This window comes from Psychroserpens sp. (assembly GCF_036960315.1).
Classification (GTDB): domain Bacteria; phylum Bacteroidota; class Bacteroidia; order Flavobacteriales; family Flavobacteriaceae; genus Psychroserpens.
Genome location: NZ_JBALVR010000001.1, coordinates 45315 through 71784, shown reverse-complemented (window position 1 = coordinate 71784; position 26470 = coordinate 45315). Strand labels below are relative to the sequence as shown.

Below are 26470 nucleotides of genomic sequence, written 5' to 3'. Positions count from 1 at the left end.
AAAACGATGTCTAAAATTTATAAATACTCGCTTCTAAATCGCCTGCAAAATGTGTACTTTTGTGGCTTGTTAAAACGAATACATTTGTCATTCAGAAGGAAGTAGAGAATCTCCATAGAGGTGTTTCGACTGCGCTTAACGTGACACAATTCAAAATATATGAGTACTCCAAAACGATATACAATTACTGCCGCTTTACCATACACTAATGGTCCTATTCATATTGGCCATTTAGCTGGTGTATATGTGCCTGCAGATATTTACGCACGTTACAAACGCTTAACAGGAAATGACGTAGCTTTCATTTGTGGAAGTGATGAACATGGTGTACCTATTACGATTAAAGCGAAAAAGGAAGGTGTAACACCTCAAGATATCGTGGATAAATATCATGCGATTATCAAAAAATCATTTGAAGACTTCGGAATTACGTTTGACAACTATTCACGTACATCTGCCAAAATTCATCATGATACCGCTTCAGAATTCTTCAAGACCTTGTATGATAAACATGAATTTGTAGAAGAAGTCACAGAGCAACTCTATGATGAAGAAGCTAATCAGTTTTTAGCCGACCGTTTTGTGACTGGAACTTGTCCAAAATGTGAAAATGAAGAGGCTTATGGTGACCAATGTGAAAACTGTGGATCGAGTTTAAATGCGACAGACCTCATTAATCCAAAATCGGCAATTACTGGTAATGTGCCAACTTTAAAAGAAACCAAACACTGGTTTTTACCTTTAAATAAACATGAGAACTTTTTAAGAGAATGGATTTTAGAAGGTCATAAAAAAGATTGGAAGCCTAATGTTTACGGTCAAGTAAAATCCTGGATTGATGATGGCTTACGACCAAGAGCTGTAACTCGTGATTTGGATTGGGGAATTCCTGTTCCTGTTCCTGGAGGCGAAGGCAAAGTGCTTTATGTGTGGTTTGATGCGCCTATTGGATATATTTCGGCAACCAAAGAATGGGCTGCAAGAGAAGGAAAAGATTGGGAATTGTATTGGAAAGATGAAGACACCAAATTGGTTCACTTTATAGGTAAAGATAATATCGTATTTCACTGTATTATTTTCCCAGCAATGCTAAAAGCTGAAGGCTCATATATATTACCAGATAATGTACCTGCCAATGAGTTTTTAAACTTAGAAGGTAACAAACTATCAACCTCAAAAAATTGGGCGGTTTGGTTGCCAGACTACTTAGAAGATTTTCCAAATCAGCAAGACGTCTTACGTTATGCCTTGACTGCAAATGCCCCAGAAAGTAAGGATAACGATTTTACATGGAAAGATTTTCAGGCGAGAAATAATAATGAATTGGTGGCTATCTTCGGAAATTTCATAAACCGAGTGGTTGTACTAACCAATAAATATTACGACGGAATTGTTCCTGAAGCTTCTGAATTTTCAGAAATTGATAACCAAACATTAGCCACAGTTAAAGCTTATCCATCAGTGATTGAAAGTTCTATTGAACGTTACCGTTTTAGAGAAGCGAGTCAAGAATTGATGAGTTTGGCGCGTTTAGGAAATAAATATTTAGCAGACGAAGAGCCGTGGAAACTCATAAAAACAGATGAAGTAAAGACAAAGACCATCATGTTTGTCGCGCTTCAAATTGCTAGTGCTTTAGCAACGTTGTGTGAACCGTTTTTACCATTTACTTCAACGAAATTGAAAGGCATTTTAAATGCTGATGATAATTCTTGGAGTGACATTTCAACTAAAGATGTACTCCTTCCATCAGGACATCAAATCGGAAAAGGTGAATTATTATTCTCCAAAATTGAAGATAAAACTATTCAAGAACAATTGGATAAATTAGTCGCCAGTAAGAAAGCTAACGAAGCTGCTAATAAAGTAATCGAGCCACAAAAAGAGATCATTACGTTTGATGATTTTACTAAACTCGATATGAGAGTTGGGACGATTCTTGAAGCCGAAAAAATGCCTAAAACCAAGAAACTTCTCATCTTAAAGGTAGATACAGGTATCGATACAAGAACTATCGTTTCTGGGATTGCCGAAAGCTTTACTCCTGAAGAAGTTATTGGAAAGCAAGTAACTGTTCTCGTGAACTTGGCACCAAGAGCTTTACGAGGTGTAGAAAGCGAAGGTATGATTTTAATGACCGAAACTCCTGAAGGGAAATTGGTGTTTGTCAATCCGGATACAACGGTTAGTAGTGGTTTGCCGATAAGCTAGACTTCTATTTCACAACCAATTTTTTAATGTCCTGCTTGTCGTTCTTGTCTATTACTTTTAAAAGATAAATGCCGCTTTTTAACTGGGAGACATTCATTCTAATAATGCTTTTGTCAAATTGATAGAGGGCAACGCTTTTGCCTAATGCATCGATAATTTCAATACTTTTTATTTTATGGGTTCCTATGACAAATAATTCATCTTCAACAGGATTTGGATGAAATTTGAATACAGTTTCTTCCGTGGTTTTAATACGCTGATTTTCTAGAGGTAATTCAGGCTTTTTTTCTTGAGAAAATGATATATTACAAACGATTAAAATCAAAAAAACAGGGAGTGCTTTTTTCATAATTTTAGACTTAGTGATTGATGAGATAGGACTATCATTAACGATTTAAAAAGCACTTAATTATACCTTATACCAAATGAATTTTAAAATGATTCAATTAGTACCATACATAATCTCAAAAACCAAACTGTCAGAATCTTCAGTGAAAAACACAGTTAATTTACTAAATCAAGACTGTACAATTCCATTTATTTCAAGATATCGAAAAGAAGCAACTGGAAATTTAGACGAAGTTCAAATTGGTGATATTGTTAAATACAAAGCATTATTTGAAGCCTTAGAAAAACGAAAAAAAGCAATTCTAAAAGCATTAGAAGAACAAGGCGTTTTAACTTCAGAATTAAAAGCAAAAGTTAATGCTTGTCAAGATAACACAACACTTGAAGACTTATATCTTCCGTATAAAAAAAGCAGAAAAACAAAAGCCGAAACGGCTCGTAAAAACGGATTGGAGCCTTTAGCAAAAATCATCATGTCACAAAATGCAAATGATTTAGATAACATCGCTCAACGCTATGTGAAAGGATCTATTTCTTCTTCGGAAGGGGCTTTGGAAGGTGCACGACATATTATTGCCGAGTGGATTAACGAACGATCAGATATTAGAACTAATCTTCGAAATCAATTAGAACGTCATGCTATGATTTCAACTAAAGTTGTCAAAGCAAAAAAGGAAGATGAAAACGCACAAAAGTTTAGAGATTATTTTGAATGGGAAGAGGCATTAAGTCGCATTCCTTCTCATCGATTATTGGCAATTTTAAGAGCAGAAAATGAAGGTTTTATTCGTGTCAAAATTGAGATTGATAATGATCGTGCTTTAGATTATATCGATCGTAAACTTATTAAAAGTGAAAACGCATGTGCAGATCAAATTGAATTAGCCATTTCAGATGCCTATAAACGTCTGCTATTCCCTTCATTAAGTAATGAAGCGTTACAAAAAGCAAAAGACAAAGCCGATGAAGCTGCCATTAACATTTTTGCAAAAAACTTAAAACAATTACTTCTTGGTTCACCATTAGGAGAAAAGCGTGTTTTAGCGATTGATCCCGGATTTAGATCAGGCTGTAAAGTCGTATGTTTAGACGAAAAAGGCGATTTAAAGCATAACGAAAACATATATCCTCATGCTCCAAAAAACGACCAAATTGGTGCCATGAAAAAAATAAGCTTTTTAACCGAAGCGCATAATATCGAAGCCATTGCTATTGGAAACGGAACAGCTTCTCGTGAAACCGAAGCACTGATTAGAAAAATAAGATTCAAAAACGATATCCAAGTTTTTGTTGTTAGTGAAGCTGGTGCGAGTATTTATTCAGCATCAAAAATCGCACGTGAAGAGTTTCCAAATTATGATGTTACGGTTAGAGGTTCTGTTTCTATTGGAAGACGTTTGCAAGACCCTTTGGCCGAATTGGTAAAAATTGATGCCAAATCTATTGGTGTTGGGCAATATCAGCATGATGTAGACCAATCCAAACTCAAAAAAGAATTAGATGTTGTCGTTGAAAACTGTGTGAATTCGGTTGGTGTTAACATCAATACGGCTAGTCATAGTTTATTAAGTTACGTCTCTGGAATTGGTCCCAAGTTGGCTGAAAACATTGTTAGTTATCGAAGTAATAATGGTTCATTTACATCAAGAAAAGAGATAAAGAAAGTACCGCGTTTAGGTGATAAAGCATTTGAACAAGGTGTCGGTTTTTTAAGAATAAAGGATGGTGAAAATCCGTTAGATGATTCTGCTGTGCATCCAGAAAGCTATGCTATCGTTAAAAAAATGGCAAAAGACGAAGGCGTTTCACTTTCAGAATTAATTGGAAATAAAACAATACTTCAAAAGATTAACTTAAAAAACTATTGTACGGAGACTGTCGGATTATTAACACTTCAGGATATTGTAAAAGAACTTGAAAAGCCTGGTTTAGATATTCGAGAACAAGCCAAAGTATTTACATTCAATCAAAACATTAAAACAATTACAGACTTGAAAGAGGGCCAATTACTGCCAGGCATCGTCAATAATATTACTGCTTTTGGTTGTTTTGTGGATGTTGGAATTAAAGAAAGTGGTTTAATTCACGTGTCTAATTTATCCGATAGCTTTGTAAAAGACGTAAACGAACATGTACACTTACATCAGCAGATTGTTGTTAAAGTTTTAGAGGTTGATATTCCTAGAAAACGTATTCAGTTAAAATTACATACGAAGTAAATGCTAAAAATAGCTTATCATCTTATTTATAGATGACCTTCAATTCTAGGTAAATCGGTATTCGTGAATTTGAACTCAATCCTTGACAAAATACTGAAATACAACCAGTTACCATTCAAAATATCAATCAGAATTCATGATATAAAAGGGGTGATATTAGCTAATTTGAAAATTTTAATACTTCATTTTTATCAAATCAATAAAAATTGTATACAATTCTCAGGATTGGCTTAGGTGAAATGATAAATATTGTATATTAACCGTATTAACCAATCCAATTTTTTATATGAAAAAAACTACTTCTTTAAAATTATCGAAACAACTTACTAAATATGGAGCTTTAACAGCTGTCATTGTAGGAGCAGCTGATGTTAACGGGCAATCTATCGTCTATGACGATATTGCAGATTTCACAGGCGGTGTTGGAGACACATTTCTTATAGACATAGACAGTAATGGAACAGATGATTTCCAAATAAGACATAATGGAAGTTCTAATTTATATCTTGACCCATTAACTGCAAGTAATGATGCTTTAGGTTCTGGGGGAGCTAGTTTTGCCTATCCATTTGATCTTACCAGTGGTACTGCGATTTCTAGTGGTGCTGGATCTTGGTTTAATAATGGGTTTTCTGGTGGCTTTCAATCCTTAAATTATGGGTCTTGTAGCTTTGGGAACTGGTGTAGTGTTAGTGACGGGTATATAGGTCTTCGTTTTAATATTTCTGGTAGCATTCATTATGGTTGGGTACAACTTGATGTTGATCAAAACGGAGATGTATGGACAGTAAAAGGATTTGCTTATCATGATACTGCTGGAATGCCACTTAATGCAGGACAAGAAACATTGTCTATTGGAACAAGTGTTTTAGAGGACATTAAAATCGTAGCTCTAAACAAAAGTATCGGGTTATACAATTTACCTGAAGCTACTAATTATAGATTAGTTAATATGACTGGAAAACAAGTTCTGGATGGTACAACTACAGGTTCTAGTTTTGTTGTTGAAGCAAACGCTATGGCAAACGGTATTTATATCATAGAATTAACTGATGCAAATTCTAAAGCAGTAATTAGAAAGAAACTTGTACTTTAATTAATACACTATTTATATAATTTAAAAAGCGTTTACAAATTGTAAACGCTTTTTGTTTTAATTCTTATTTCTATACAATGTTTTATCAACACAAGATTCCATATCTTCTTCATTCATCTCTTTTCCAATAAAAGAAATCACCTTTTTTACTGCAGTATTTGTATCATTTAAGGCATCTTTATAATCTACATAAATTAATTCTACACTTGGCTCTTTATCTTTCCAGTCTTCAACTTGTTTTAAATGTTTTTTATATGTTTCAAACAATTTTACAGGAAATGTTTCGACATCTCTACCTATCATTTTTTGTTGAGATTTTACAACTTCATTTAAATCCCGATTCATAAAAATTACTTTATAACGAAATTTGGGATCTAGAAATTTTAAAAGTGGTGCAACAACTTTAAGTGATTTATTTTGAGCTTTATCCAGCCAACTATTGTCTTTATGTAAAGCCATTACAGGATCATATTCTAAATAGCCTCTGGGGTTAGATTCATCAGCTTGACGGTTAGAATCAGTCAAAGCTTCTAGACCACCTTTATCTAGCATTTGCATCATTAAAGAGGTCCCTGATCTTGGTAATCCAGAGACAATAACAATTTGATCTTTTCGGTATTTAAAATCACTTTTGTCTTTAAACTCAACAGGAGTTTCTAACTTCTCTTGAATATTCTCAATAGCTTTTTCTGCGCGATGATGCGTTTTAGGCTTTAATGCTGCTGCTGTTTCATATGCTTTTTTTGCATTTTCCATATCCCCTAATTTTTCAAGCGCTTCACCTAGTGTATAATGTGCCTCTGGGAAATATTTAATCAATTCAATAGCTGTTAAAGCATGTTCTGCGGCTTCTTCAAATTGATTTGTTCTATTTAAAGCAACGGCAAGTGCTTGATGATATCTAGCATTATCTATTTCAAATTCTAAAGCCGTCTCAAAAGCCTCTTTAGCATTTTCAAAACGGTTTAAACGTATATATATCTTTCCTATTTGAAACCAAACTTCACCATTTGGCTTTCTGTTTTTGGCTTTCGTTAAAAGTTCTAATGCTTCGGTTACTTTATTTTTACTTAATAAAATTTTAGCTTCAGCGAAATAGGTATTAATTTCAAATTTCTTATCACGTGTTCTCAATTCGTTGAGATAACTTTCAGCTTTATCAAATTCTTGTTCCTCTATACTAATTGATAATAAATCCATAAAATATGGAATGATATCTACAGGTTCTTTTTCTTGAATAAGTTCCAGCAATATGGGTTTAGCATGCTTATACTCTTTTTTACCAAGATAGACACGTGCTAAATTATGTTTTAAATCACATTTAGTTTTTAAAATAGAAACCTCTATTTTTTCATCTGGACGATCGATATAGCCCAAATCAATTAATTGTTGCATGGCTTCCTGATCATTTAATTGATCGTTGTTATCGTGCTTTAAGTGTTCTCCAAAATCACCTTCGATGGTTTCCCAACTATCAATAAATTGAGGTGGTTTTACTTCTTCAAAAATATCTAATGCAATTTTACCATCCATATCTTTACCAATAGGCAAATCAAACATATGCAATATAGTAGGAGCAACATCGACTAGCCCTAATCCAAAAATCTTTTCGTTCTTTTTAATATTTGGACCAGCTGCAACGAATATTCCAAATTGCCTATGCTCTAAAGAAGGTGCCGCTTGATACTTTGGCATTTTAAGAATTCGTTTATTTCCAGACTCATAACCGTGGTCAGACATCACAATAACGGTTGTGTCATCATCTACCAAATCCAACATTCTTCCTAACATCATATCTTGAAAACGATAAGCGCTAAAAATACACTCATTATATATTTCATATAACTCTTGAGGAATTGGTGCTAATTTAGGTGGATGAAATTTCATAAAGGCATGACAAAAATGGTCTATAAAATCAAAATATACACCCATAAAATCCCATTCTGTGGTGCGCATTAAGTTTGTGGCTGCCGCATGTAACGAAACGTTTTCTGCCATAACCTTTGCAAACGTTTGTAATCCTTGATCTTTTTCTTGATCAATTTTTCCGGCTTTTGGGATAAAAGGCAAAATATGGGCTTCTGTTATTTCAGAAGGATGCAAACGCAAATCGTACAAGTCTTTAACTAAACTATTTGGATGAATTGTACCTTCTACAATTGGGTTTTTGACGTTTGGGTTTATATTAACTTTTTGAAATTTATCTGTTACAATGACTCCATTTATAGGTTCTGCTGGAAAACTGGGCCACCAACCTACTAAATTACTTTTAAGACCTTGATTATGAAAAATATTCCATAATGCTCGAGACTTTCGTGAAGAAACAGTAACAGGTCTTATCCCTTTTAAATCTGGCATGAGTTCCAAAAAACCTAGTACACCATGCTTGTCGGGAGTTTTACCTGTAGCTACAGTAGACCATAACATTGGAGAATATGGCGGATTCATAGTCGCCATATTTCCATAAACACCCTTATCAATTAACTTCTTTAGGGCTGGCATTTGTCCTTTAGCTAGTAGAGGTCCAATAATTTTCCAATCGGCCGCGTCCCAACCTATCAAAAGGACTTTACTTTTTTTCTTCATCTTCTCTTTTTTGTCGTGCTTCTTTTTTCACTTGCCTCCATGCTCTCAAACCTACATCACCTAAAGCTAATAAGCCAAGTGACCCTTTTTCGGTGATTTCAATGGGTTTTATTTTTGATTCTTTACTCATGTAATTTGAATTGATACGCCTAAAAATAGAACAATTCTTACACGTATATTTACATTTTTTAACATTTAAATGCTTAAAGTAGGAAACCATCCTATTCACAAACATTCTCTACCAGAAGACCAATGGGTTCCAATGGTTAAAGAATGCGTTGTTACCTTAGATATTCTTATGCGAAGAGACATACACAAAAGACAATTTCTTTTAGTCTTATTTTGAGGTTTTTAACTAGAATTTAATCATTATTTTGTGAGAAATTTAATCGTTTTGACGTAAATTTATGTTCAAAACACGCCATGAAGACAAAACCACATCCGAAGATAAAAGCCAAGTTCCTATTTTTATCATTATTCATCTTAATAACGATTTCCGTTTTTTCAAATCTTAATGCACAAAACACTTCTGAAGATGATGAAGATTTGTTGGACATGTACGAGAATTATACCGAATCACCAAGAGAGGTCGTTTATGTCCATTTAAACAAATCCACTTATGTTAATGGAGAAATGCTCGGTTTTACGGCTTATGTATTTGATAAATTTGCTAAAAAAAGATCTGTTTCAACTACAAATTTATACTGTACGCTGTCTGACCTTGACGGAAATGTGATCAAACAAAAATTGGTACATATAAAAGATGGTGTGGCTTCTAATGTATTCTATTTGGATGAAAATCTATTGAGTGGAAGTTTCATGTTTAAAGCCTATACGAATTGGATGTTCAATTTTGAAGAACAAAACCATTTTCAGCAAGTATTTAATGTGTTGGACGCAGATAAAGAATCAGAAATTGAATCCAAAACCACTGACAATCAACTCGATATTCAGGTGCTCGGTGAAGGAGGTCATTTTATCTACAACACACTTAATACCGCTGGAGTTATTGTTAAAAATAAATTCGGGAAAGGGTTACCAAATGCTACCGCAGAGGTTATCGATGATAACGAACTGGTCATTAACACCTTTAAGCTTAACCCTTTTGGAATCGCAAAAATCATTCTTACACCAGAACCAAAGCGTCGCTATTTTTTAAAGGTATATCATAATGACAGCTTTGAAAAAATCGAAATCCGAGATATTAAAAATATGGGGTTCAATATGTCTGTTACAGATTTAAAAGATAATATATTAGTCACGTTTGCAACCAACAAAAGCTCACTAGAACCATTACAAACCAAACGTTTTAAGCTAGCGATTCACAATGGCGGAGACATGCTTATTGTGCCTTTTTATATGACTGACCTTTCAGAAAAACTGATGGTTTTTAAATCCGACTTATTTTCAGGTATAAATATGTTAACTGTTTTTGATGAAAACAACAAACCTATTCTAGAGCGTTTGGTGTTTAATCATTTAGGTATTGAAAAAGGAAAAACCAAGTTTGTCTCTTCCACTGCAGAAAAAGATTCTCTACTGGTAAAACTGAAGGTTGACAACCATAACTTAAACAGTTTTCAAAATGTGAGTATTTCTGTCTTACCATCAACGACGAAGAGTTATAACCATCAACATAATCTCATCTCGCAAATCTATTTGCAACCTTATATCAAAACCCCTATTGAAGACGCAGGTTATTATTTTAAAGAGGACAATAGAAAAACGAATTACCAGCTAGACAACTTACTACTCACTCAAGGCTGGAGCAGCTACAATTGGACCACCATATTTAATTTTGACAATATTTACAAGTATCCTTTTGAACAAGGCATCAGTGTAACATCAAATATCAATGGTAAAACCGAAGCGGGAACCTATATTAGCTATCCACTAAAATCTAGTTCTTCACAAATTTATACGATATCAGAAGATGATAAAGCGATACTCTCAAACAATTTGATACCTACCGATGAGGAAGTTTTCAGGATTGGTTATATCAATAGAAAAGGAGAACCGAGAGCACCAACAATTTATCCGCAATTCTACCCATCTGTTTTTCCCATATTAAATAAACCTTACAGTTATATACAACCCGATCAATCAGAATTAACACCAGACTTAGTCATTCCTAAAACACCAAGTTCTTGGAGTGAACTTGAAAAACTCGAGGAGATTGTTATAAATGCAAAGAAAAAGAAAACAAGACTTCAAAAATTACAAGAGAAAAAAACCAAAGGCAAAATTTTTGAAATAAACGATGACCAACGACTGAGAGGTACTCCTTTATATATTTACTTAAATGAAATTGGTTTTGTAGCAAATTATGATTTACAGAATGCGAAATTCACGGTTACAAACCCAAGAGTGAGTTGGGGCAATAATAAGCCTATTATATATCTAGATGGCGCATTGCTACAAGAGGACAGTATAGATTTTTTGGCACTTATGACTATAGAAACCATAGACTATATCGATGTTGAATATCAAGGCTTTGGAGGAGGTATTAGAGGTCAAGCCGGATATATAAAGATATACACGAGCAGTGAATTTTTCTATAGAAATGGGGGTAAAAATAATACGGTTTCAAGTTTTGAATTTCCTTTGACTTTTGATGAAGAAAAAGAATTCTATACCCCTAAATATCAATTTTACAACACCACATTCTTTAACGAATATGGTACTATAGATTGGAAACCGAATCTAAAAGTTGGTAAGGATGGTATAATTAGTTTTAAAATTAAAAATTCAGACAACCAAACCATTAACCTTTACATTAATGGTATCGTAAATGATAATGGTCTCGTATCTGAAATTAAGACTATAGAGGCAGCCAATTCTAATTAATACTTAATTTTAATGTAATGTTTCTAGATGACATGAGACCATTAATCATTATTATTTGATATTAACTGAAATATGTTTTATTAAAAACACAAAGGCTTCCATTATGTAAGCCTTTGTTTGTGATTTACGCCGAATTGTAATTTTGAGCGTTTCATTGCGACTTTTAAGTAATACGCGCTTATTATGTGTTTTTAGACAAAAAAAATTAAAAAGAAAAGTAAATGAAACAAAAAACTACCCACATTCGAGATTTTTTTACAAAAGCAATTCATAAGCGTTTTACGCTTACTTTTATATTTATACTAGCACTTACGACGTTCTCATCTGCTCAAGAGTATCAAATTACTGGAGAAGCTATACAAGTTGAAGGGCCAATCTGCGAATACTATCCAGCTCCTAATCAAGATCCTTATTCTATTCCTAATCAATTTATTACAGCAAGAGAAGGTACAGACAGTAATGGAGCAGAGTGTTCTATCTTTATTGTGACTTATAATGGTTTTACACCTCAAGCACAAGCTGCTTTTCAATTCGCTGTAGATATTTGGGCAAATACCTTAGCCTCAGATCAACCTATAAGAGTTGATGCCACTTTTGCCCCTTTAGGCGCTGGAGTATTGGGCAGTGCTGGACCAACTGGGTTTATTCCATTAACTGGACCAGGCATACCAGCAAACACTGCTTTTGCAAGAGCATTAGCTGAGCAAATTACTGGTACAGATAGCAATGCTGGAGGTGCTGACATCTCTGCGAATTTTAGTAGTACAGCGAATTTCTATTTTGGTTTGGATGCTAATCCACCTTTTAGTCAAGTTGACTTCGTTTCTGTCGTATTGCATGAATTAGGTCACGGACTTGGTTTTCTTGGTTTTGCGGGTACAGATATAACAAATACTCAAGGCGTATTAAGAAATACTGGTTTTGTTCATAGCTATGACAATTTTGTTGAAACTCTAAATGGAACTTCAATTTTGACATTTGCCGACCCTTCTGTTGCACTATTAACTCAATACACTAGTGGAAACCTATTTTCTAATAGCCCATTAGCATTAGCAGCCAATGGAGGTCTTGTACGACCAGAAATATGGGCGCCAGCAACTTTTAATCAAGGCTCAAGTTATAGCCACTGGGACGAATTTATTTTCCCTGCTACTAACATTAACTCATTAATGTCTCCAAGTATTGGATTTGGGCAATCCAATCATAATCCAGGACCAATAACTATAGCGCTTTTTGAAGATATGGGATGGGCAATTTGTCCTTCTCTTAGTGTAAATGACTTCACATTGGAAAGCTTACAAATTGCACCTAACCCATTTAATGATGACATTAGAGTTACGCTTCCAGGAAATTATAATGATAGTGATTTTAATATTTCTATTTATGATGTGAATGGTAGAGTGGTTTTTGAAAAAGAAATCTCTAGCAATAATAGAACAATTGATATCAACCTATCTCAATTAAGAGCATCTATTTATTTTATGCAACTAGAAGACAATGCCAATGGAGTAACAATTACAAAAAAGATTGTTAGACAATAAGTCTCCAAAACATAATAATCAAAAAAAACCCACGATGTAATGTCGTGGGTTTTTGATTTAAAATCTATTGTTTACTACTTACTCAACAAGAGTAGTTCATTACAAACTACTTCAGTCGTATAGCGCTTATTTCCATCTTTATCATCCCAAGCTCGTGTGGTTAATTTGCCTTCGATAGCAATCTCTTTTCCCTTGGTGACAAATTTCTCTACAATTTCAGCTGTTTTACCCCAAGCCACAACATTGTGCCATTGTGTGTCAGTCACTTTTTCGCCTTGTGCATTTTTATAGCTTTCATTTGTTGCTATTGAAAATTTGGCCAACATTTTTCCTGATTCAAGATTGATGATTTCTGGATCGTTTCCTAAGTTACCGATCAATTGTACTTTGTTTCTTAACGTATTCATAAGATAAGGTTTTAATTATATTGAATGTCATTAGTTCAATTCAACACTGCAAATATGAAACAGTCTCCAAATATTAGTCGGTAGTTACTTATTTAAAATCGTTTGTAAATGCTTGTAGTCGTTTGTAAGTGGTTTTATGTATATTTGCCTATGGAATTTTATATAGAAACTGAGCGACTAATTATGCGTGAGCTTTTACCTTCTGATGTTGACGGCATTTTTGAGTTAGACGGTAACACTGAGGTACATAAGTACCTTGGAAATAATCCCATTACAACAAAAACGCAAGCAGAAAAAATCATTGCATTTATTAGAGAACAATATCTAGAGCGCGGTATTGGTCGATTTGCAACCATTGAAAAATCATCAGGAGATTTTATTGGTTGGTCTGGTTTCAAACTCAACACGGGCGATAATGAAACTTTAGGTTCGAAAAGAGATTTTTACGATATTGGATATCGGTTTATACCAAAATATTGGGGGAAAGGCTATGCTACAGAATCTTCATTAGCGGTATTAAATTATGGTTTTCAAAAATTAAAATTAGATGTCGTTTTTGGTGCTGCCGAAGTTGATAATATTGCATCTAATAAAATATTACAAAAAATAGGGTTGCAACACATGGAACAGTTTCCTTATAAAGGCAACATGATTAATTGGTACAAACTAAAAAAAGAAGATCATGCAAAAACAATGTCCTGAATGTGGCGATAAAATAGTCGGTAGAATCGATAAAAAATTCTGTAGTGATGCCTGTCGTAATTCCTATAACAACTCGATTAACAAAGACTCTAAGAACCTTATTCGAAATACGAATAATCGCCTTCGAAAAAACTATCGCATCCTGGAAGAACTCAATCCAGATCAGAAGAAAAAAATCTCACGAGCACGACTCATAGAAAAAGGTTTTGACTTCAATTATTTTACAAGTATCTATACTACCAAAGCTGGAACCGTTTACTATTTTGTTTATGATCAAGGCTATCTACCTTTAGAAGGTGATTATTATGCACTAGTAAAACGTGACAGTTAGTAGTGTAACATTGTTATAAATTTTACTACTTATAATTACGAACCAATCCATCAAAAATGAATACGCCTTTTTTCATATTTATAATTATCGCTATTATCGGACTCATTGGGTTTTTAGCGTATTATTTTAATGGTAAAAATGTAATCATTAGAACGCTTTCCAAAATCCCACACAAACCTGCATCAAGTTTAAAAACCAACGAACTCTCTAAAGTAAGCGGTAAAGCATTGCATGTAAAAGCCCCATTAATCGCACCATATACTGGACGAAAATGTGTGTTTTATCAAATACTAATTCAACAAAAAGTAAGTACTGGTAAAAGTTCACATTGGAAAACTTTGGTTAAAGAAGAGAGTTTTCAGGAGTTCTTTGTAGATACTAATGGTGATTTTGTGATTGTAAAACCGCAATCACAGCCTCAAAATTATATCTGTCATTTAGTAAAAGACCAAAAACAATCTTCAGGATCATTTAATGACCCAACACCACAATTTGTTTCGCTTTTAAAGCGCTATAATATTAATCCTGAGACTTACTTCGGATTTAATAAAAGCCTGCGTTACAGCGAAGGTGTGATAGAAATTGGAGAGCGCATCACAGTTGCCGGAGTTGCAAAATGGAAAACGTTAAGTGAACCGTTGCCAGAATATCCATACTCTAAAATTGCAGCTTTAGAAAGTGAAGGCAAAACAAAACTGATCATCACAGATTTACCCGAAGTGTTACCTAATCATGGTAATCGATAACCTTATTTCCAATTCTGTCCTTTTAATTCAAGGGCAGCTATTAAAATATCTTTCTGACTTATTTGCCCAACCAATTTTCCGTTTTCCACAATTGGAAAACGTCGTATTTTAGATTCCAAAAACTTATTAGCTGCATCAAAGACATTCATGTTACCATCAATGGTCTCTACATTTTTTGCCATTCTGTTTTCAACCGTGTGATGTTCCATTGGCATATTGTAATAACGACTTTCACTAATTTGTTTGAGGCAATCGCCTTCAGAAATAATACCAACCAGTTCATTGTGACTATTAACCACTGGACCACCAGAAATTTTATTTTTTATCAATGTTTGAATCACTTCTTCAACTGTCTGTTCAGGTTTAAAGGTGATTAAATCTCGTGTCATAAAATCCCTTACCCTAATTGCAGACGCTTCAACAGTACCTTGCTGCTTTCTTGCGCCTTGAAAACTTTTAATGCCCATAATCATTTTTTTTTGTATTGATTTAAAGTTACTGAAAATAAGTGAATTATACCAATTCCTAATTCAGAGCAATAATTCGTAAATTTCGGCAGACTTAAAAACAATAAAGTTGAATCAGAAAATTGGCATTATAGGTTGTGGATGGTTAGGCCTACCATTAGCAAAATTACTTATCGAAAACGGCTATGAGATTCATGGTTCAACCACTACTGAAGCTAAAATAGCAATTCTTGAACAGGCTAAAATCACTGCCTTTTTACTTCAATTTTCTTCGGAAGGAATTGTAGGTAACATCAAAGCTTGTCTTTCTAATTGTCAAACACTAATCGTTAACATTCCTCCAGGTCTGCGTAAAAACCCTGAGCATAATTATGTGCAACAAATGAAACATTTAGTAACACATGTTGAAACGTCTTCAGTAAAACAGGTGCTCTTCATAAGTTCAACATCTGTTTATGATGATGACGAAAGCTTTCCAATAATTACTGAAATATCACCAACCTCAACCTCAAAAACGGCATTGCAGTTATTGGAAGTAGAAGCCCTTTTTCAGCAGAATAAAAACTTTGAAACGACGTTATTACGATTTAGCGGACTCTTTGCTGAAGATAGACATCCAGCACGATTTCTTTCAGGAAAAACGAATCTTAAAAATGCCAACACACCTGTGAATTTGATTCATCGAGACGATTGCATTGCTATTATATTTGGTATCATAAAGCAAGATCATTGGAGTGATATTTTCAATGCTTCTACCACAGCTCATCCAACAAAAAAAGAGTACTATACTTCGGCTTGTAGAGCACTTCAAATTCCTGTTCCTAAGTATGATGAGCACTCGGTAAACAAAGGAAAAATTATCGATTCTAAAAAATTGGTACGCATTTTGGACTATGACTTCAAGATAAAACTATAAGAATTAGCAGACTTTTAAGAGTATATGCCATTTAATTTTTTAGTTTTGGCGCAATAAATTATGAATATCATGAAAAAAATTTTACTCCTTTTAGGACTTGTTATGACGTTTAGTGCAACAGCACAAACAAAATCGGAACTTATAAAGCACTTTGAAGCTTACTACAAACAAATGAAAGGCCAAGGTGACGTGCAAGGCGTAATCAATGCCATGACACATCTTAATGTCTTACAGCCTAATCAAGCACGATTAGACACATTAGCTTATATCTATGCTTCGGAAAGCAGAAGCCTAGAGGCTTTAAACACCGTAGGTATAGATCAGAATCCTACAGATACCGATATGAATACAGAGGTTAAGGCTATTTCATTAAAGGCTTTAAATCAACCTGAACGTGCATTAGTATTTTACGAAGAGTTATTTAAACGCAGTTCGAGCTCCTATTTAGCTTACGAGATTGCAGATCTTAAAATCCAAACTAAAGATTTGGGAGGAGCAAAAGCAAAGGTTGATTTTGGTTTAGTAAATGTAAAACCCGATCAAAAACGCGCTTTCTACGAATCTCAAAGACCATACGAAGTATCTCTTAAAGGTGCTTTAACCTACTTAAAGGCATTAATTTTATTTAATATGAACCAAATTGATAATTTAGACGAATCTATTGCTATGCTTGATGAAGCGCTTGCAATGGATGCTAACTTTAATCTAGCGAAAATAAGTAAAGATGCACTTATTGCTAAAAAAGAAGGAAAGCAATAGTATTGTTTTTTTAGTATAAAAAAAGCACCCAAATTGGGTGCTTTTTACATTTTATATATTAGGTGTTATTACCAAATTCTAACACGCTTTTCTGGAGCTAACCACATTTTATCACCTTCTTTAATATCGAAGGCTTCATAGAAAGCATCAATATTTTTAAGCGGTTGTGTTGCTCTTACAACTCCTGGAGAATGTGGATCTGTTTTTACTTGAGTCTCTAATGCATCTGCTCTGCTTAATGTTCTCCAAACAGTAGCCCAAGACATAAAGAAACGTTGCTCTGCAGTAAATCCGTCAATATCTTCTGGTCGTCCATTTTCTTCAAAATATAATTGCAGTCCATCATAAGCTCCAAGAACCCCACCTAGATCACCAATGTTTTCACCAATAGTGTTACGACCATCCACAAATAAACTATCCCCTAATTGTATAGCAGAATATTGTTCAACAAGTGCATCTCCTCTTTTCGTGAATTCAGATAAATCTTCTGGTGTCCACCAGTTGATTAAATTTCCGTCGCTATCAAACTGAGACCCTTGATCATCAAAAGCATGAGAAATCTCATGACCAATTACGGCTCCTATTCCTCCATAGTTTACAGCTTCATCTGCTGTGTAATTATAGAAAGGTGGCTGTAGTATAGCAGCTGGAAAAACAATCTCATTATTTAATGGATTAAAGTAAGCGTTAACCATTTGTGGTGGCATTCCCCATTCTGTTTTATCAACTTTCTGACCTAAATCTGCCATCGTTTCTTTTAAATTCCAATCAGAAAAAGCCATCATGTTTTCTGCATAACTATTTCCTTCTTTAATCATCAATTCAGAATAATCTTTCCACTCATTAGGATATGCAATCTTAACCGTAAACTTATCAAGCTTTTCTATCGCTTTTGCTTTAGTCTCAGCACTCATCCACTCTAGCTTATTAATTCTAGCTTTGAATGCAGTAATGACATTCGCAATCATTTTTTCTGCTTTCTCTTTGGCCTCTGGCGGAAACTTAGAATCTACATATAGTTTACCAATAGCTTCTCCAACACGTCCAGTAACATGGTCCATTGCACGATCTTGGGCTGGTCTTTGAGTTTCAGTTCCTCTTAAGGTTTTGCTATAAAATTCCCAATTTGCTGTTTCAATTTCAGTACTTAAAAACCCTGAAGAACCATTTAAGGTATTCCATTTCATTATCGTCTTAATATCATCGATGCTCGTTGATGATAATATGTCTTGAAGCGCCTTCATATATCTAAGTTCAACCACGTAAACCGTATCAAGTTTTTGTTCTACACCTGAATCAGCTATAAACTTACTCCAGTTAACAGCCGGTGTTAATTCTGTAAGTTGTTCAATGCTTCTAGGATTATTAAAATTATTGAAATTACGTCTTTCCGTTTTGTCAAATTGTGGCTCTGCTAATTTAGTTTCTAAGGCTAAAATCATTTCTGCAGCTTTTTTTGCTTGATCTTCACTGTAATCAACATACTGCATCATTTTAGTAACATGATCAACATATTGTTGACGACGCTCTTTAGACTTTTCATCTTGAAGTACATAATAATCACGATCTGGTAATCCTAAGCCTCCTTGAGTAATATATGGTGCATAGACACTACTGTCATTGATGTCTGGAAATATTGCAAGATTAAAAAATGGTGCTCCTACTCCAATTGTTTTAGCATAAACCTCTTGCATATCTGAAAGACTATTAATACCATCAATCGCTTTCAATAAAGGCTCTAATGGTTTAGTTCCTAATTCATCTCTTGCAATAGTATCTAGCTCAGATTCAAAAAACAAAAGCGCTTTTTTCTGATCAGTACCTTCTTCGTAAGCATTTAATTCTTTTGAAGTTTTAACAATATCCAACACATCGTTTCGTGTTGATTTACGTAATACTCCAAATCCACCCCAACTTGCTTCTTCTTTTGGGATTGTTGTTGTTTTCATCCAACTACCATTAACGTAATTGTAAAAATCATCTTTCGGGTTCACCTCAGTGTCCATGTTTTCGAGATTAATTCCAGGAATTTTCTCAGCCATAGCAATTTCCTCTTTTGGTTCTTCTTTACATCCTAAAAATGCAAAAATCACCAAAACAGAAACCACCAAAATACTTTTGATATTGGTTTTCATAGTGTGTTTAAAAATTAAGTTTGATTAAAATTAGTTATTAGTAAGAAGTCTTAAAGGCATATTTGTTACATATTAACAAAACATTAAGAAAAAATTCAACTTATGAGTAAAATTATTCGGGTTTTAGGACATTATTTTTCTCAAACTCAAACTTCTTATTAATTTGTAGATTGAGGTTAGAAACTGTAATCAAAAACTCCTTTATCGCTTGAAGTCGTTCTGCTTTGGCAATAGTACTTAATAATAAAAGACTATTCAATTTTTGAGCTTTAGTATCTAAAGCCGTAATTCTTGCCAAAATTTCATTGGTTTGCAATGGTTTTGGCATCTCGGTCATAAACTCTAACAAAAACGTTTTTAATAACAAAGCCTCCCCACCAAAATAAGCCAAATCTCCTTTTTTTAGTAATTCGACTTGAGTATTAAGTTCTTGAAATTTTTGCCAATCGTTTACGGCCTTTTGAGAATCCATACTCAGTCCAAAATCTGTATATCTTAGCACTTCAATATCTTTTTGAGAGATGGTCTTAGCATCAATTTGTTCTTGAGTTTCTTTGGTTACTTCGGAAACTTCATCGCCTTTACAATTAGTTAGTAAAAGAAAAAAGAAAAAAAGCGTTATAATGCGCATGATGAGGTACATTCAATTTAGCGTAAATATAGGGAAAGCCCTTAAATCTTAAATGTAATTAACAAAAATTAATGACTTGTTAATTTTATCATTTTATGTTTTTTGTACTCTTTATTCTTATTACTTTTGATGAACAATTAAACATCACACGTCTATGCCTAAAGTATTAATTATTGGAGCCAACGGACAAATTGGGTCTGAACTTACTTTTAAATTAAAAGACATTTATGGTACTGAAAATGTTGTAGCCACTGATATCAACTTTAATAATTTAGACGTTGTGAATTCTGGGGTGTTCGAAATTGTTGATGCACAAGACTATAATTCTGTAAGAACTTGTGTAGAGAAACATCAGATAGACACCATTTATTTAATGGCTGCAATGCTAAGTGCAACTGGCGAAAAGTACCCCATGAGAGCTTGGGACTTAAACATGAACTCCCTTTTTCATGTATTGAATCTTGCTAAAGAAGGTTTTATAAAACATGTTTTCTGGCCTTCAAGTATTGCTGTTTTTGGACCTACTACTCCAACTGTAGATACACCTCAATATACTATTATGGAACCTACGACGGTTTATGGTATCACAAAACAAGTAGGCGAACGTTGGTGTGAATATTATCACAAAAAATATGGTGTAGATGTTAGAAGTTTACGTTATCCAGGAATTATAAGCTGGAAAACCATGCCTGGAGGAGGCACCACAGATTATGCTGTAGAAATTTACCATCAAGCCATACTTAAAAAACAATATCAGTGTTTTTTATCTGAAGACACTCGACTTCCAATGATGTTTATGGATGATGCCATTGATGCTACCATTAGTTTGATGCAAGCACCTTCTGAGCATATAAAAATTCGCTCTTCATATAACTTGGCAGCTATAAGTTTTACACCCAAGGAAATTTCCGAAGCCATAAAAAAACACATTCCTGATTTTAAAATCAGCTATAAGCCAGATTTTAGGCAACAAATAGCCGACAGCTGGCCAAAGTCTATAGATGATACTTCTGCAAGAACAGATTGGAACTGGAACCATAAATTTGATATAGAAAAAATGACAACTGAAATTATTACGCAGTTACGCAAGAAATATCAAGATTCGGAAATAAATTCTTAAAAATCTGATGACATTTTAGATGTTTAAAGATGCACCTGTAAGGCGGTATCAATCTTAAACGTAATAAAATGAATTCAAAACTTATTCCTTTAGCAATAACTTTAGTTGGAGCACTTTGCTTTGATGGAAGTTTATTTATCCTATACAATTTAGGCATAATACCCGTTGTATTAGCATATGAGAAAAATATTACAAATAAAATTTTCCCTAATTTAAATACTCCATATAATAAGCTCCTCAATTTTACATAGACCATCAATAATCATGAGATCATTATCTGGTTTCTACAGACACATCGAAACGATTTTAAAATGTGAGCAAAAAAACGAATAAATAATTTTATATTTATTTACACCAAACTTTATATATTGCAATTAATCATGACATCTAAACTTTTTATACTAATCGCTTACATACTATTGATTTCTTGTAATAATGAGGTCAAACAACAGTCTTATGAATCATTTGATTCTAAAGATTTAAATTACGCAAACAAAGTATTGCTAGAAAGTGTCATGGAAGATGCTTTTACTCCTCCTGTAGCAAGTAGAATTTATGCATATGCACATCTTGCACATTATATTACTTTGCAAAGTGTTTACATTGACAGTTTGCCAGAAATAACCTCCAAAATAAATGGCTTAGATAATTTTACTGCTCCTGTAAACACTAACGTAGATGCAAAACTTTCAGCATTACTTGCTTTTTCTACAATTGGAAAAAAGCTGATCTACTCTGAGCAATTTTTTAATGATCTTAGCGAGCATTTAAAAGATTCAGCTTTAAAAAAAGGGTTCTCTGAAGAGCTTGTAAAAAGTTCTGAAGATTATGCGCTAAATATTACCAAACAACTTAGTGATTGGATAGATAAGGACATGTATATTGAAACTAGAACTTACCCTCGCTTCACCAGTACCAAAAAACCTGAAAATTGGAGAGAAACTCCTCCAGATTATACCACAGGGTTAGAACCATACTGGGATAATATTAGAACCTTGATTATAGATAGTGCTAACGTCTATAAACCTAAACCGCTTCCTGTATATGATATAAATAAAAACTCTGACTTCTATAAAATGGTATATGAGGTATATGATGAGTCACTAAATACAACTGACGAAAAAGGTAAAATTGCCTGGTTTTGGGATTGTAATCCTATAATGACAGTACATAAAGGCCATATGATAACAACCATTCATAAATTTACACCACCTGGCCATTGGCTAAATATTGTGAGTCAGATTACTGAAAAAGAAAACTCTGATTATTATACTGCCACAAAAGCGTACGGATTTACAGCTACTGCAATGTTTGATGCTATTATTGGAGCATGGCATGTCAAGTATAAAACCGATTTAGTAAGACCTGTTACTTATATCCAAGAGTATATTGATCCCGATTGGAATCCTATTTTACAAACACCTCCTTTTCCTGAATACACTAGTGGTCATAGTGCTACATCTGCTTCGGCAGCCGAAGTTTTAACAAATATCTTTGGAGAAAACTATGCCTTTACTGACCATACACAATTGCGGTTTGGCTTAGAAGAACGTTCTTTCCTTTCATTTAAGAAAGCTGCTCACCAAGTCAATTTGAGTCGCTTTTATGGTGGAATACATTACGTGCAAGGTGTTGAAGAAGGCGGCAAACAAGGAGCTCACATTGCAAATATTATATTAAAAAAACTTCAACCATAAAATCGTGTATCATCTCAGACTTCTAATTGTTTTAAGTGGCCTTATTTTTCTTTTTAATTGTAAGAAAGACGAAAAAAATAACGCAAAAAACATTCAAATTGAAAGCGTAAATTCCAATTCTGAGCCTGCTTTATTTGAATTTTTAGAGTTTTCTCAGACAAATATTGATTTTAAAAATGAAATTGTTGAGACCGAAACATTTAACATTCTTTTCTATGAATACTTATACAATGGTGGTGGAGTTGCTATTGGTGACATCAATAATGATGGCTTAGATGATATTTATTTTTCAGGAAATACAGTTGAAAATAAGCTATATCTAAATTTAGGAGAATTTAAATTTAAAGATATTACTGATTCAGCTCAAGTTAATGGTGGAAATGGTTTTAAAACAGGAGTGACCATGGCAGATGTCAACAATGACGGCTTTTTAGATATCTACGTTTGTAAATCTGCTGTTAGTGAAGCGGACTTTAGAAGAAATTTACTTTATATCAATAATGGAAACTTAACATTTACTGAAAGTGCAAAAGATTATGGTTTAGATGATACTGGTTATTCTGTTCAAGCCTATTTTTTTGATTCTGATGGTGATAATGATTTAGATGCTTATGTATTAAACCACCCAAGCAACATGACGGAAGCTAATAAGATAAATATCACACAAGATAAGAGTGGAAAACTAACAATGGCAAAGCCAAAATCCTATGCTGATATTTCTAACCGTCTTTATGAAAATAAAAATAATAGATTTAGTGATATTTCTGAAAAATCAGGTGTGTTAAATGATGCTTTTAGTTTAAGTGCTGTAATAGGTGATTTTAATAACGATTTTAAACCCGATATTTATGTATGCAATGACTATATAAAACCTGATAGGTTGCTTATCAATAAGGGAGGTAATCTATTTGAAGATGAAATTGAATCCTACTTTAGCCATACTTCATTCTCATCTATGGGATCTGACTTTGCAGATGTTAATAATGATGGCCATTTTGATTTATTTACTCTAGACATGTCTCCCAAAGAAAATTACAGGCGTAAAATGATGATGATGGCTCAAAACTATGACAAGTTTGAGAAAATGACAACATATCATTTCGGAACGCAATACTCAGCTAATGCCTTACAACTAAATAAAGGTGATGAACATTTTTCAAATATTGCTTTCATAGATAATCTTGCACAAACCGAATGGAGTTGGAGTACTATTTTGGCAGATTTTGATAATGACGGCCTCAAAGATATTCACATTACCAATGGCTATAAAAGAGATGTTACTAATAACGACTATGCTCGGTACAAAATGGATGTACTTCAAAAACAATTTAATGCCAAAGAAATCACCTTAAAGAATTGGATAGAAGAAATTCCTAGTCATCCTGTTTCTGCATTCTTATTTAAAAATCAAGGAAACAGTAGGTTTGAAGACGTTTCAAACACGTGGTATAGTGGTAAACCAACATTTTCAAATGGATCAGCGTATTCTGATTTAAATAATGATGGTTATTTAGATGTTGTGGTTAACAATATCAATGAATTACCATTCATCATGAAAAACAATGGAAGTAAATTACTAGATAACAATTATTTAACCGTTGAACTCGAATATAAAAAAGGAAAGACAAATATAGGTGCCTTAGCAAGTCTAACATTATCAGATGGAACAATCTTATCAGAATCATATCATCCTACACGTGGATTTCTTTCATCATCTCAACATAGATTTCATTTTGGCATAAAAAAAGATTTAATAGCTGAAAGATTAGAAATTATCTGGCCGGATAAACAAGTTCAGATTATTGAAAACCCAAATTTAAATCAAACCATAAAAATTAATAGAACAACAAATTCAACATATAAGAACCCAAAAATTACATCTAAATATTTTGAAGATGTAAGCTCAAAATTAGGAGCTGCTTTCACACATAAAGAAAATGAATATATCGATTTTAAGCGCGAAATTTTACTCCATCATAAATACAGCGAAGATGGCCCTGCAGTGGCAATAGCAGATGTTAATGGAGACGGCTTAGACGACATCTATTTAGGAGGTGCTCTAGGTTTTTCTGGCAAATTACTATTGCAAACACCTTCAGGAAATTTCAAACTTCAACCTATAACAGATTTCGATACAGATAAAATATTTGAAGATACTGATGCTGTTTTTTTTGATGCTAACTCAGATGGTCATATCGATTTATATGTCGTTAGTGGTGGAAATGAATATGAAGCAAATTCTAAAAATTATAAAGATCGCTTGTATATTAATGATGGAAATGGCCAATTAATAAAGGACATAAATGCCATTCCCGATATTTTTGTGAGTGGCTCGGTTGTTAAATTTCACGATGTAGACAACGATGGTCAATTAGATCTTTTTGTTGGTGGACGCGTTAGGCCTGGTCGCTATCCTGAAATTCCAAAAAGTTATTTATTAAAAAATAATAATGGAAAGTTTGATGAAATCACACCGCAATGGTCTAATGGACTTTCAAACATTGGAATGGTCACTGATGCTGAATTTTCAGATATAAATAATGATGGTATCAAAGAACTCATTGTTACAGGAGAATGGATGCCTATTTCAGTATTTCAAATGGAAAAAGATCGCTTTGTCAATACAACCAAAAGCTTTGACTTAATAAACAAAACAGGTTGGTGGAGATCAATTACAATTGACGATGTTAATAATGATGGTTACAATGATATTCTTGCAGGAAACTTAGGCCTCAATTCTTTTTTTAAGGCTTCAAATGAAGAGCCAGCTACACTGCATTATAAGGACTTTGATAATAACGGAAGTGTTGACGCAGTATTATCTACTTATGTTAACGGTGTGAGCTATCCTGTTCATAATAGAGATCGAATGCTCAGTCATATGGTGATGTTAAAAAAGCGTTTTACACGTTACGATCCTTATGCAAATGCAACGGTAAATGATTTATTTACTGCTGAAGAATTAAATAATGTTAAGGTTTTAAAAGCCAATCATTTTGAACACACACTATTTGTAAATAATAATGGTAAATCCTTCACTCCAAAAGCACTAGCTAATGAAACTCAGATATCTGTACTAAATGATGCACTCATACTCGACCTAAATAATGACGGTAAAAAAGATATTATTACAGGCGGCAATTTTTATGGAACAGATGCCGAATTTGGAAGATATGATGCTTCAGTTGGTTCGGTTTTAATAAACACTGGAGATTCTAATTTTAAGGCAATTACTACTTCTGAAAGCGGATTAAAAATTCCTGGCAATGTGCAACACATTAAGTCGCTTACAATTGGCCAACAAAATTATCTCTTAATCGTTAGAAATAATGATCGGTGTAGTTTGTTTAAAATAAAATAATCCGATAAAAGGTTCATCGAGTAGTGAGCCGTTTTTATTTCTCTCCATCCCATTCGGTATAAAACTGATCTAAAAACTGCTCCATTTCTCTCAATGACTTCTCTATGTAGTACATACCCATGATGATCTTTAATAATAAATTGATGCCCTTCTTTTACATCAGAAAATTCAACGTTAGTCATGAGATTTACTGAGGCATTCTCTCTAATTACGTCTGCGTAGCCGCTTACTATCGTTAACATTATTGCTACAAATACCATTTTTTTTATTGTTTTCATCGCTTCAAAAGTTTTAATTATTACCATGACAAATGTAAAGTACTATGCGCGCATAGAAAACAACAAATTTGG

Annotated in this window: 22 protein-coding genes; 14 read left to right on the top strand and 8 right to left on the bottom strand. The window is 33.6% G+C overall.

Annotated elements, in window-relative coordinates; genetic code table 11:
• The first annotated feature begins 159 nt into the window (after positions 1–159).
• On the top strand, positions 160–2211 hold the full coding sequence (metG, locus tag V7719_RS00335) for a methionine--tRNA ligase (RefSeq protein WP_335727861.1): 2052 nt from the start codon (positions 160–162) through the stop codon (positions 2209–2211).
• Positions 2212–2215: 4 nt separating this feature from the next.
• On the opposite strand, the gene V7719_RS00330 is transcribed toward metG, so the two are convergent.
• Positions 2216–2560, bottom strand: a complete 345-nt coding sequence (locus tag V7719_RS00330; protein WP_335727860.1) for a T9SS type A sorting domain-containing protein — start codon at positions 2558–2560, stop codon at positions 2216–2218.
• An 88-nt stretch (positions 2561–2648) separates the two neighbouring features.
• Here V7719_RS00330 and V7719_RS00325 point away from each other — a divergent pair, with 88 nt between their 5' ends.
• Both V7719_RS00325 and V7719_RS00320 read left to right on the top strand, forming a co-directional pair.
• The gene (locus tag V7719_RS00325; protein ID WP_335727859.1) at positions 2649–4778 is read left to right on the top strand and encodes a Tex family protein; all 2130 of its coding nucleotides are present in this window, start codon (positions 2649–2651) and stop codon (positions 4776–4778) included.
• Positions 4779–5064: 286 nt separating this feature from the next.
• Entirely contained in the window at positions 5065–5874 is an 810-nt protein-coding gene (locus V7719_RS00320) for a T9SS type A sorting domain-containing protein (protein ID WP_335727858.1), read from the top strand.
• A gap of 57 nt (positions 5875–5931) precedes the next feature.
• On the opposite strand, the gene V7719_RS00315 is transcribed toward V7719_RS00320, so the two are convergent.
• A complete protein-coding gene (locus tag V7719_RS00315) occupies positions 5932–8460 on the bottom strand; it encodes an alkaline phosphatase family protein (RefSeq protein WP_335727857.1) in 2529 nt (842 codons plus the stop codon).
• Positions 8444–8590, bottom strand: coding sequence for a hypothetical protein (locus V7719_RS00310; protein WP_335727856.1), 147 nt, complete (start codon positions 8588–8590; stop codon positions 8444–8446). The genes V7719_RS00315 and V7719_RS00310 overlap by 17 nt, the downstream gene beginning before the upstream one ends.
• Before the next feature lie 293 nt (positions 8591–8883).
• Here V7719_RS00310 and V7719_RS00305 point away from each other — a divergent pair, with 293 nt between their 5' ends.
• Both V7719_RS00305 and V7719_RS00300 read left to right on the top strand, forming a co-directional pair.
• Positions 8884–11307, top strand: a complete 2424-nt coding sequence (locus V7719_RS00305; protein WP_335727855.1) for a hypothetical protein — start codon at positions 8884–8886, stop codon at positions 11305–11307.
• A gap of 221 nt (positions 11308–11528) precedes the next feature.
• Positions 11529–12848 carry a T9SS type A sorting domain-containing protein gene (locus V7719_RS00300; protein ID WP_335727853.1) on the top strand — a complete coding sequence of 440 codons (1320 nt, stop codon included), beginning with the start codon at positions 11529–11531 and terminating at the stop codon, positions 12846–12848.
• 74 nt (positions 12849–12922) lie between these two features.
• Here V7719_RS00300 and V7719_RS00295 read toward each other — a convergent pair whose 3' ends face one another.
• Complete coding sequence (locus V7719_RS00295) at positions 12923–13255, bottom strand: single-stranded DNA-binding protein (RefSeq protein ID WP_335727852.1); 333 nt, start codon at positions 13253–13255, stop codon at positions 12923–12925.
• Positions 13256–13363: 108 nt separating this feature from the next.
• Between V7719_RS00295 and V7719_RS00290 the strand changes: the two genes are divergently transcribed.
• Genes V7719_RS00290 through V7719_RS00280 form a run of 3 tightly spaced genes read left to right on the top strand, consistent with a single transcriptional unit; the run spans position 13364 to position 15034 of the window.
• Positions 13364–13957, top strand: coding sequence for a GNAT family N-acetyltransferase (locus V7719_RS00290; protein ID WP_335727851.1), 594 nt, complete (start codon positions 13364–13366; stop codon positions 13955–13957).
• The gene (locus V7719_RS00285) at positions 13938–14288 is read left to right on the top strand and encodes a hypothetical protein (protein WP_335727850.1); all 351 of its coding nucleotides are present in this window, start codon (positions 13938–13940) and stop codon (positions 14286–14288) included. Before V7719_RS00290 ends, V7719_RS00285 begins: the two co-directional genes overlap by 20 nt.
• Positions 14289–14344: 56 nt before the next feature.
• Entirely contained in the window at positions 14345–15034 is a 690-nt protein-coding gene (locus V7719_RS00280) for a hypothetical protein (RefSeq protein WP_335727849.1), read from the top strand.
• Positions 15035–15036: 2 nt separating this feature from the next.
• Here V7719_RS00280 and V7719_RS00275 read toward each other — a convergent pair whose 3' ends face one another.
• Positions 15037–15501 (bottom strand): CBS domain-containing protein, encoded by a 465-nt coding sequence (locus V7719_RS00275; RefSeq protein ID WP_335727848.1) that lies wholly within the window; start codon positions 15499–15501, stop codon positions 15037–15039.
• 109 nt (positions 15502–15610) lie between these two features.
• Between V7719_RS00275 and V7719_RS00270 the strand changes: the two genes are divergently transcribed.
• Together V7719_RS00270 and V7719_RS00265 are read left to right on the top strand one after the other, a co-directional pair.
• Positions 15611–16417 (top strand): NAD(P)H-binding protein, encoded by an 807-nt coding sequence (locus tag V7719_RS00270; protein WP_335727847.1) that lies wholly within the window; start codon positions 15611–15613, stop codon positions 16415–16417.
• Between the two features lie 69 nt (positions 16418–16486).
• A complete protein-coding gene (locus tag V7719_RS00265; RefSeq protein WP_335727846.1) occupies positions 16487–17176 on the top strand; it encodes a hypothetical protein in 690 nt (229 codons plus the stop codon).
• Positions 17177–17244: 68 nt separating this feature from the next.
• Here V7719_RS00265 and V7719_RS00260 read toward each other — a convergent pair whose 3' ends face one another.
• Positions 17245–19311 (bottom strand): M13 family metallopeptidase, encoded by a 2067-nt coding sequence (locus tag V7719_RS00260; protein WP_335727845.1) that lies wholly within the window; start codon positions 19309–19311, stop codon positions 17245–17247.
• 112 nt (positions 19312–19423) lie between these two features.
• A complete protein-coding gene (locus tag V7719_RS00255; protein WP_335727844.1) occupies positions 19424–19942 on the bottom strand; it encodes a hypothetical protein in 519 nt (172 codons plus the stop codon).
• A 154-nt stretch (positions 19943–20096) separates the two neighbouring features.
• On the opposite strand from V7719_RS00255, the gene V7719_RS00250 reads away from it, so the two are divergent.
• The 4 genes from V7719_RS00250 (at position 20097) to V7719_RS00235 (ending at position 26120) form a co-directional block, all read left to right on the top strand.
• Positions 20097–21062 carry an NAD-dependent epimerase/dehydratase family protein gene (locus tag V7719_RS00250; RefSeq protein ID WP_335727843.1) on the top strand — a complete coding sequence of 322 codons (966 nt, stop codon included), beginning with the start codon at positions 20097–20099 and terminating at the stop codon, positions 21060–21062.
• Between the two features lie 68 nt (positions 21063–21130).
• Positions 21131–21313: a hypothetical protein gene (locus V7719_RS00245; RefSeq protein WP_335727842.1), complete on the top strand. Its 183-nt coding sequence runs from the start codon at positions 21131–21133 to the stop codon at positions 21311–21313.
• Between the two features lie 129 nt (positions 21314–21442).
• Complete coding sequence (locus V7719_RS00240) at positions 21443–22759, top strand: vanadium-dependent haloperoxidase (protein WP_335727841.1); 1317 nt, start codon at positions 21443–21445, stop codon at positions 22757–22759.
• Between the two features lie 4 nt (positions 22760–22763).
• Positions 22764–26120 (top strand): VCBS repeat-containing protein, encoded by a 3357-nt coding sequence (locus V7719_RS00235; protein ID WP_335727840.1) that lies wholly within the window; start codon positions 22764–22766, stop codon positions 26118–26120.
• Here the strand turns inward: V7719_RS00235 and V7719_RS00230 are convergent.
• Complete coding sequence (locus V7719_RS00230; protein ID WP_335727839.1) at positions 26066–26425, bottom strand: hypothetical protein; 360 nt, start codon at positions 26423–26425, stop codon at positions 26066–26068. The genes V7719_RS00235 and V7719_RS00230 overlap by 55 nt on opposite strands.
• Positions 26426–26470: the final 45 nt, after the last annotated feature.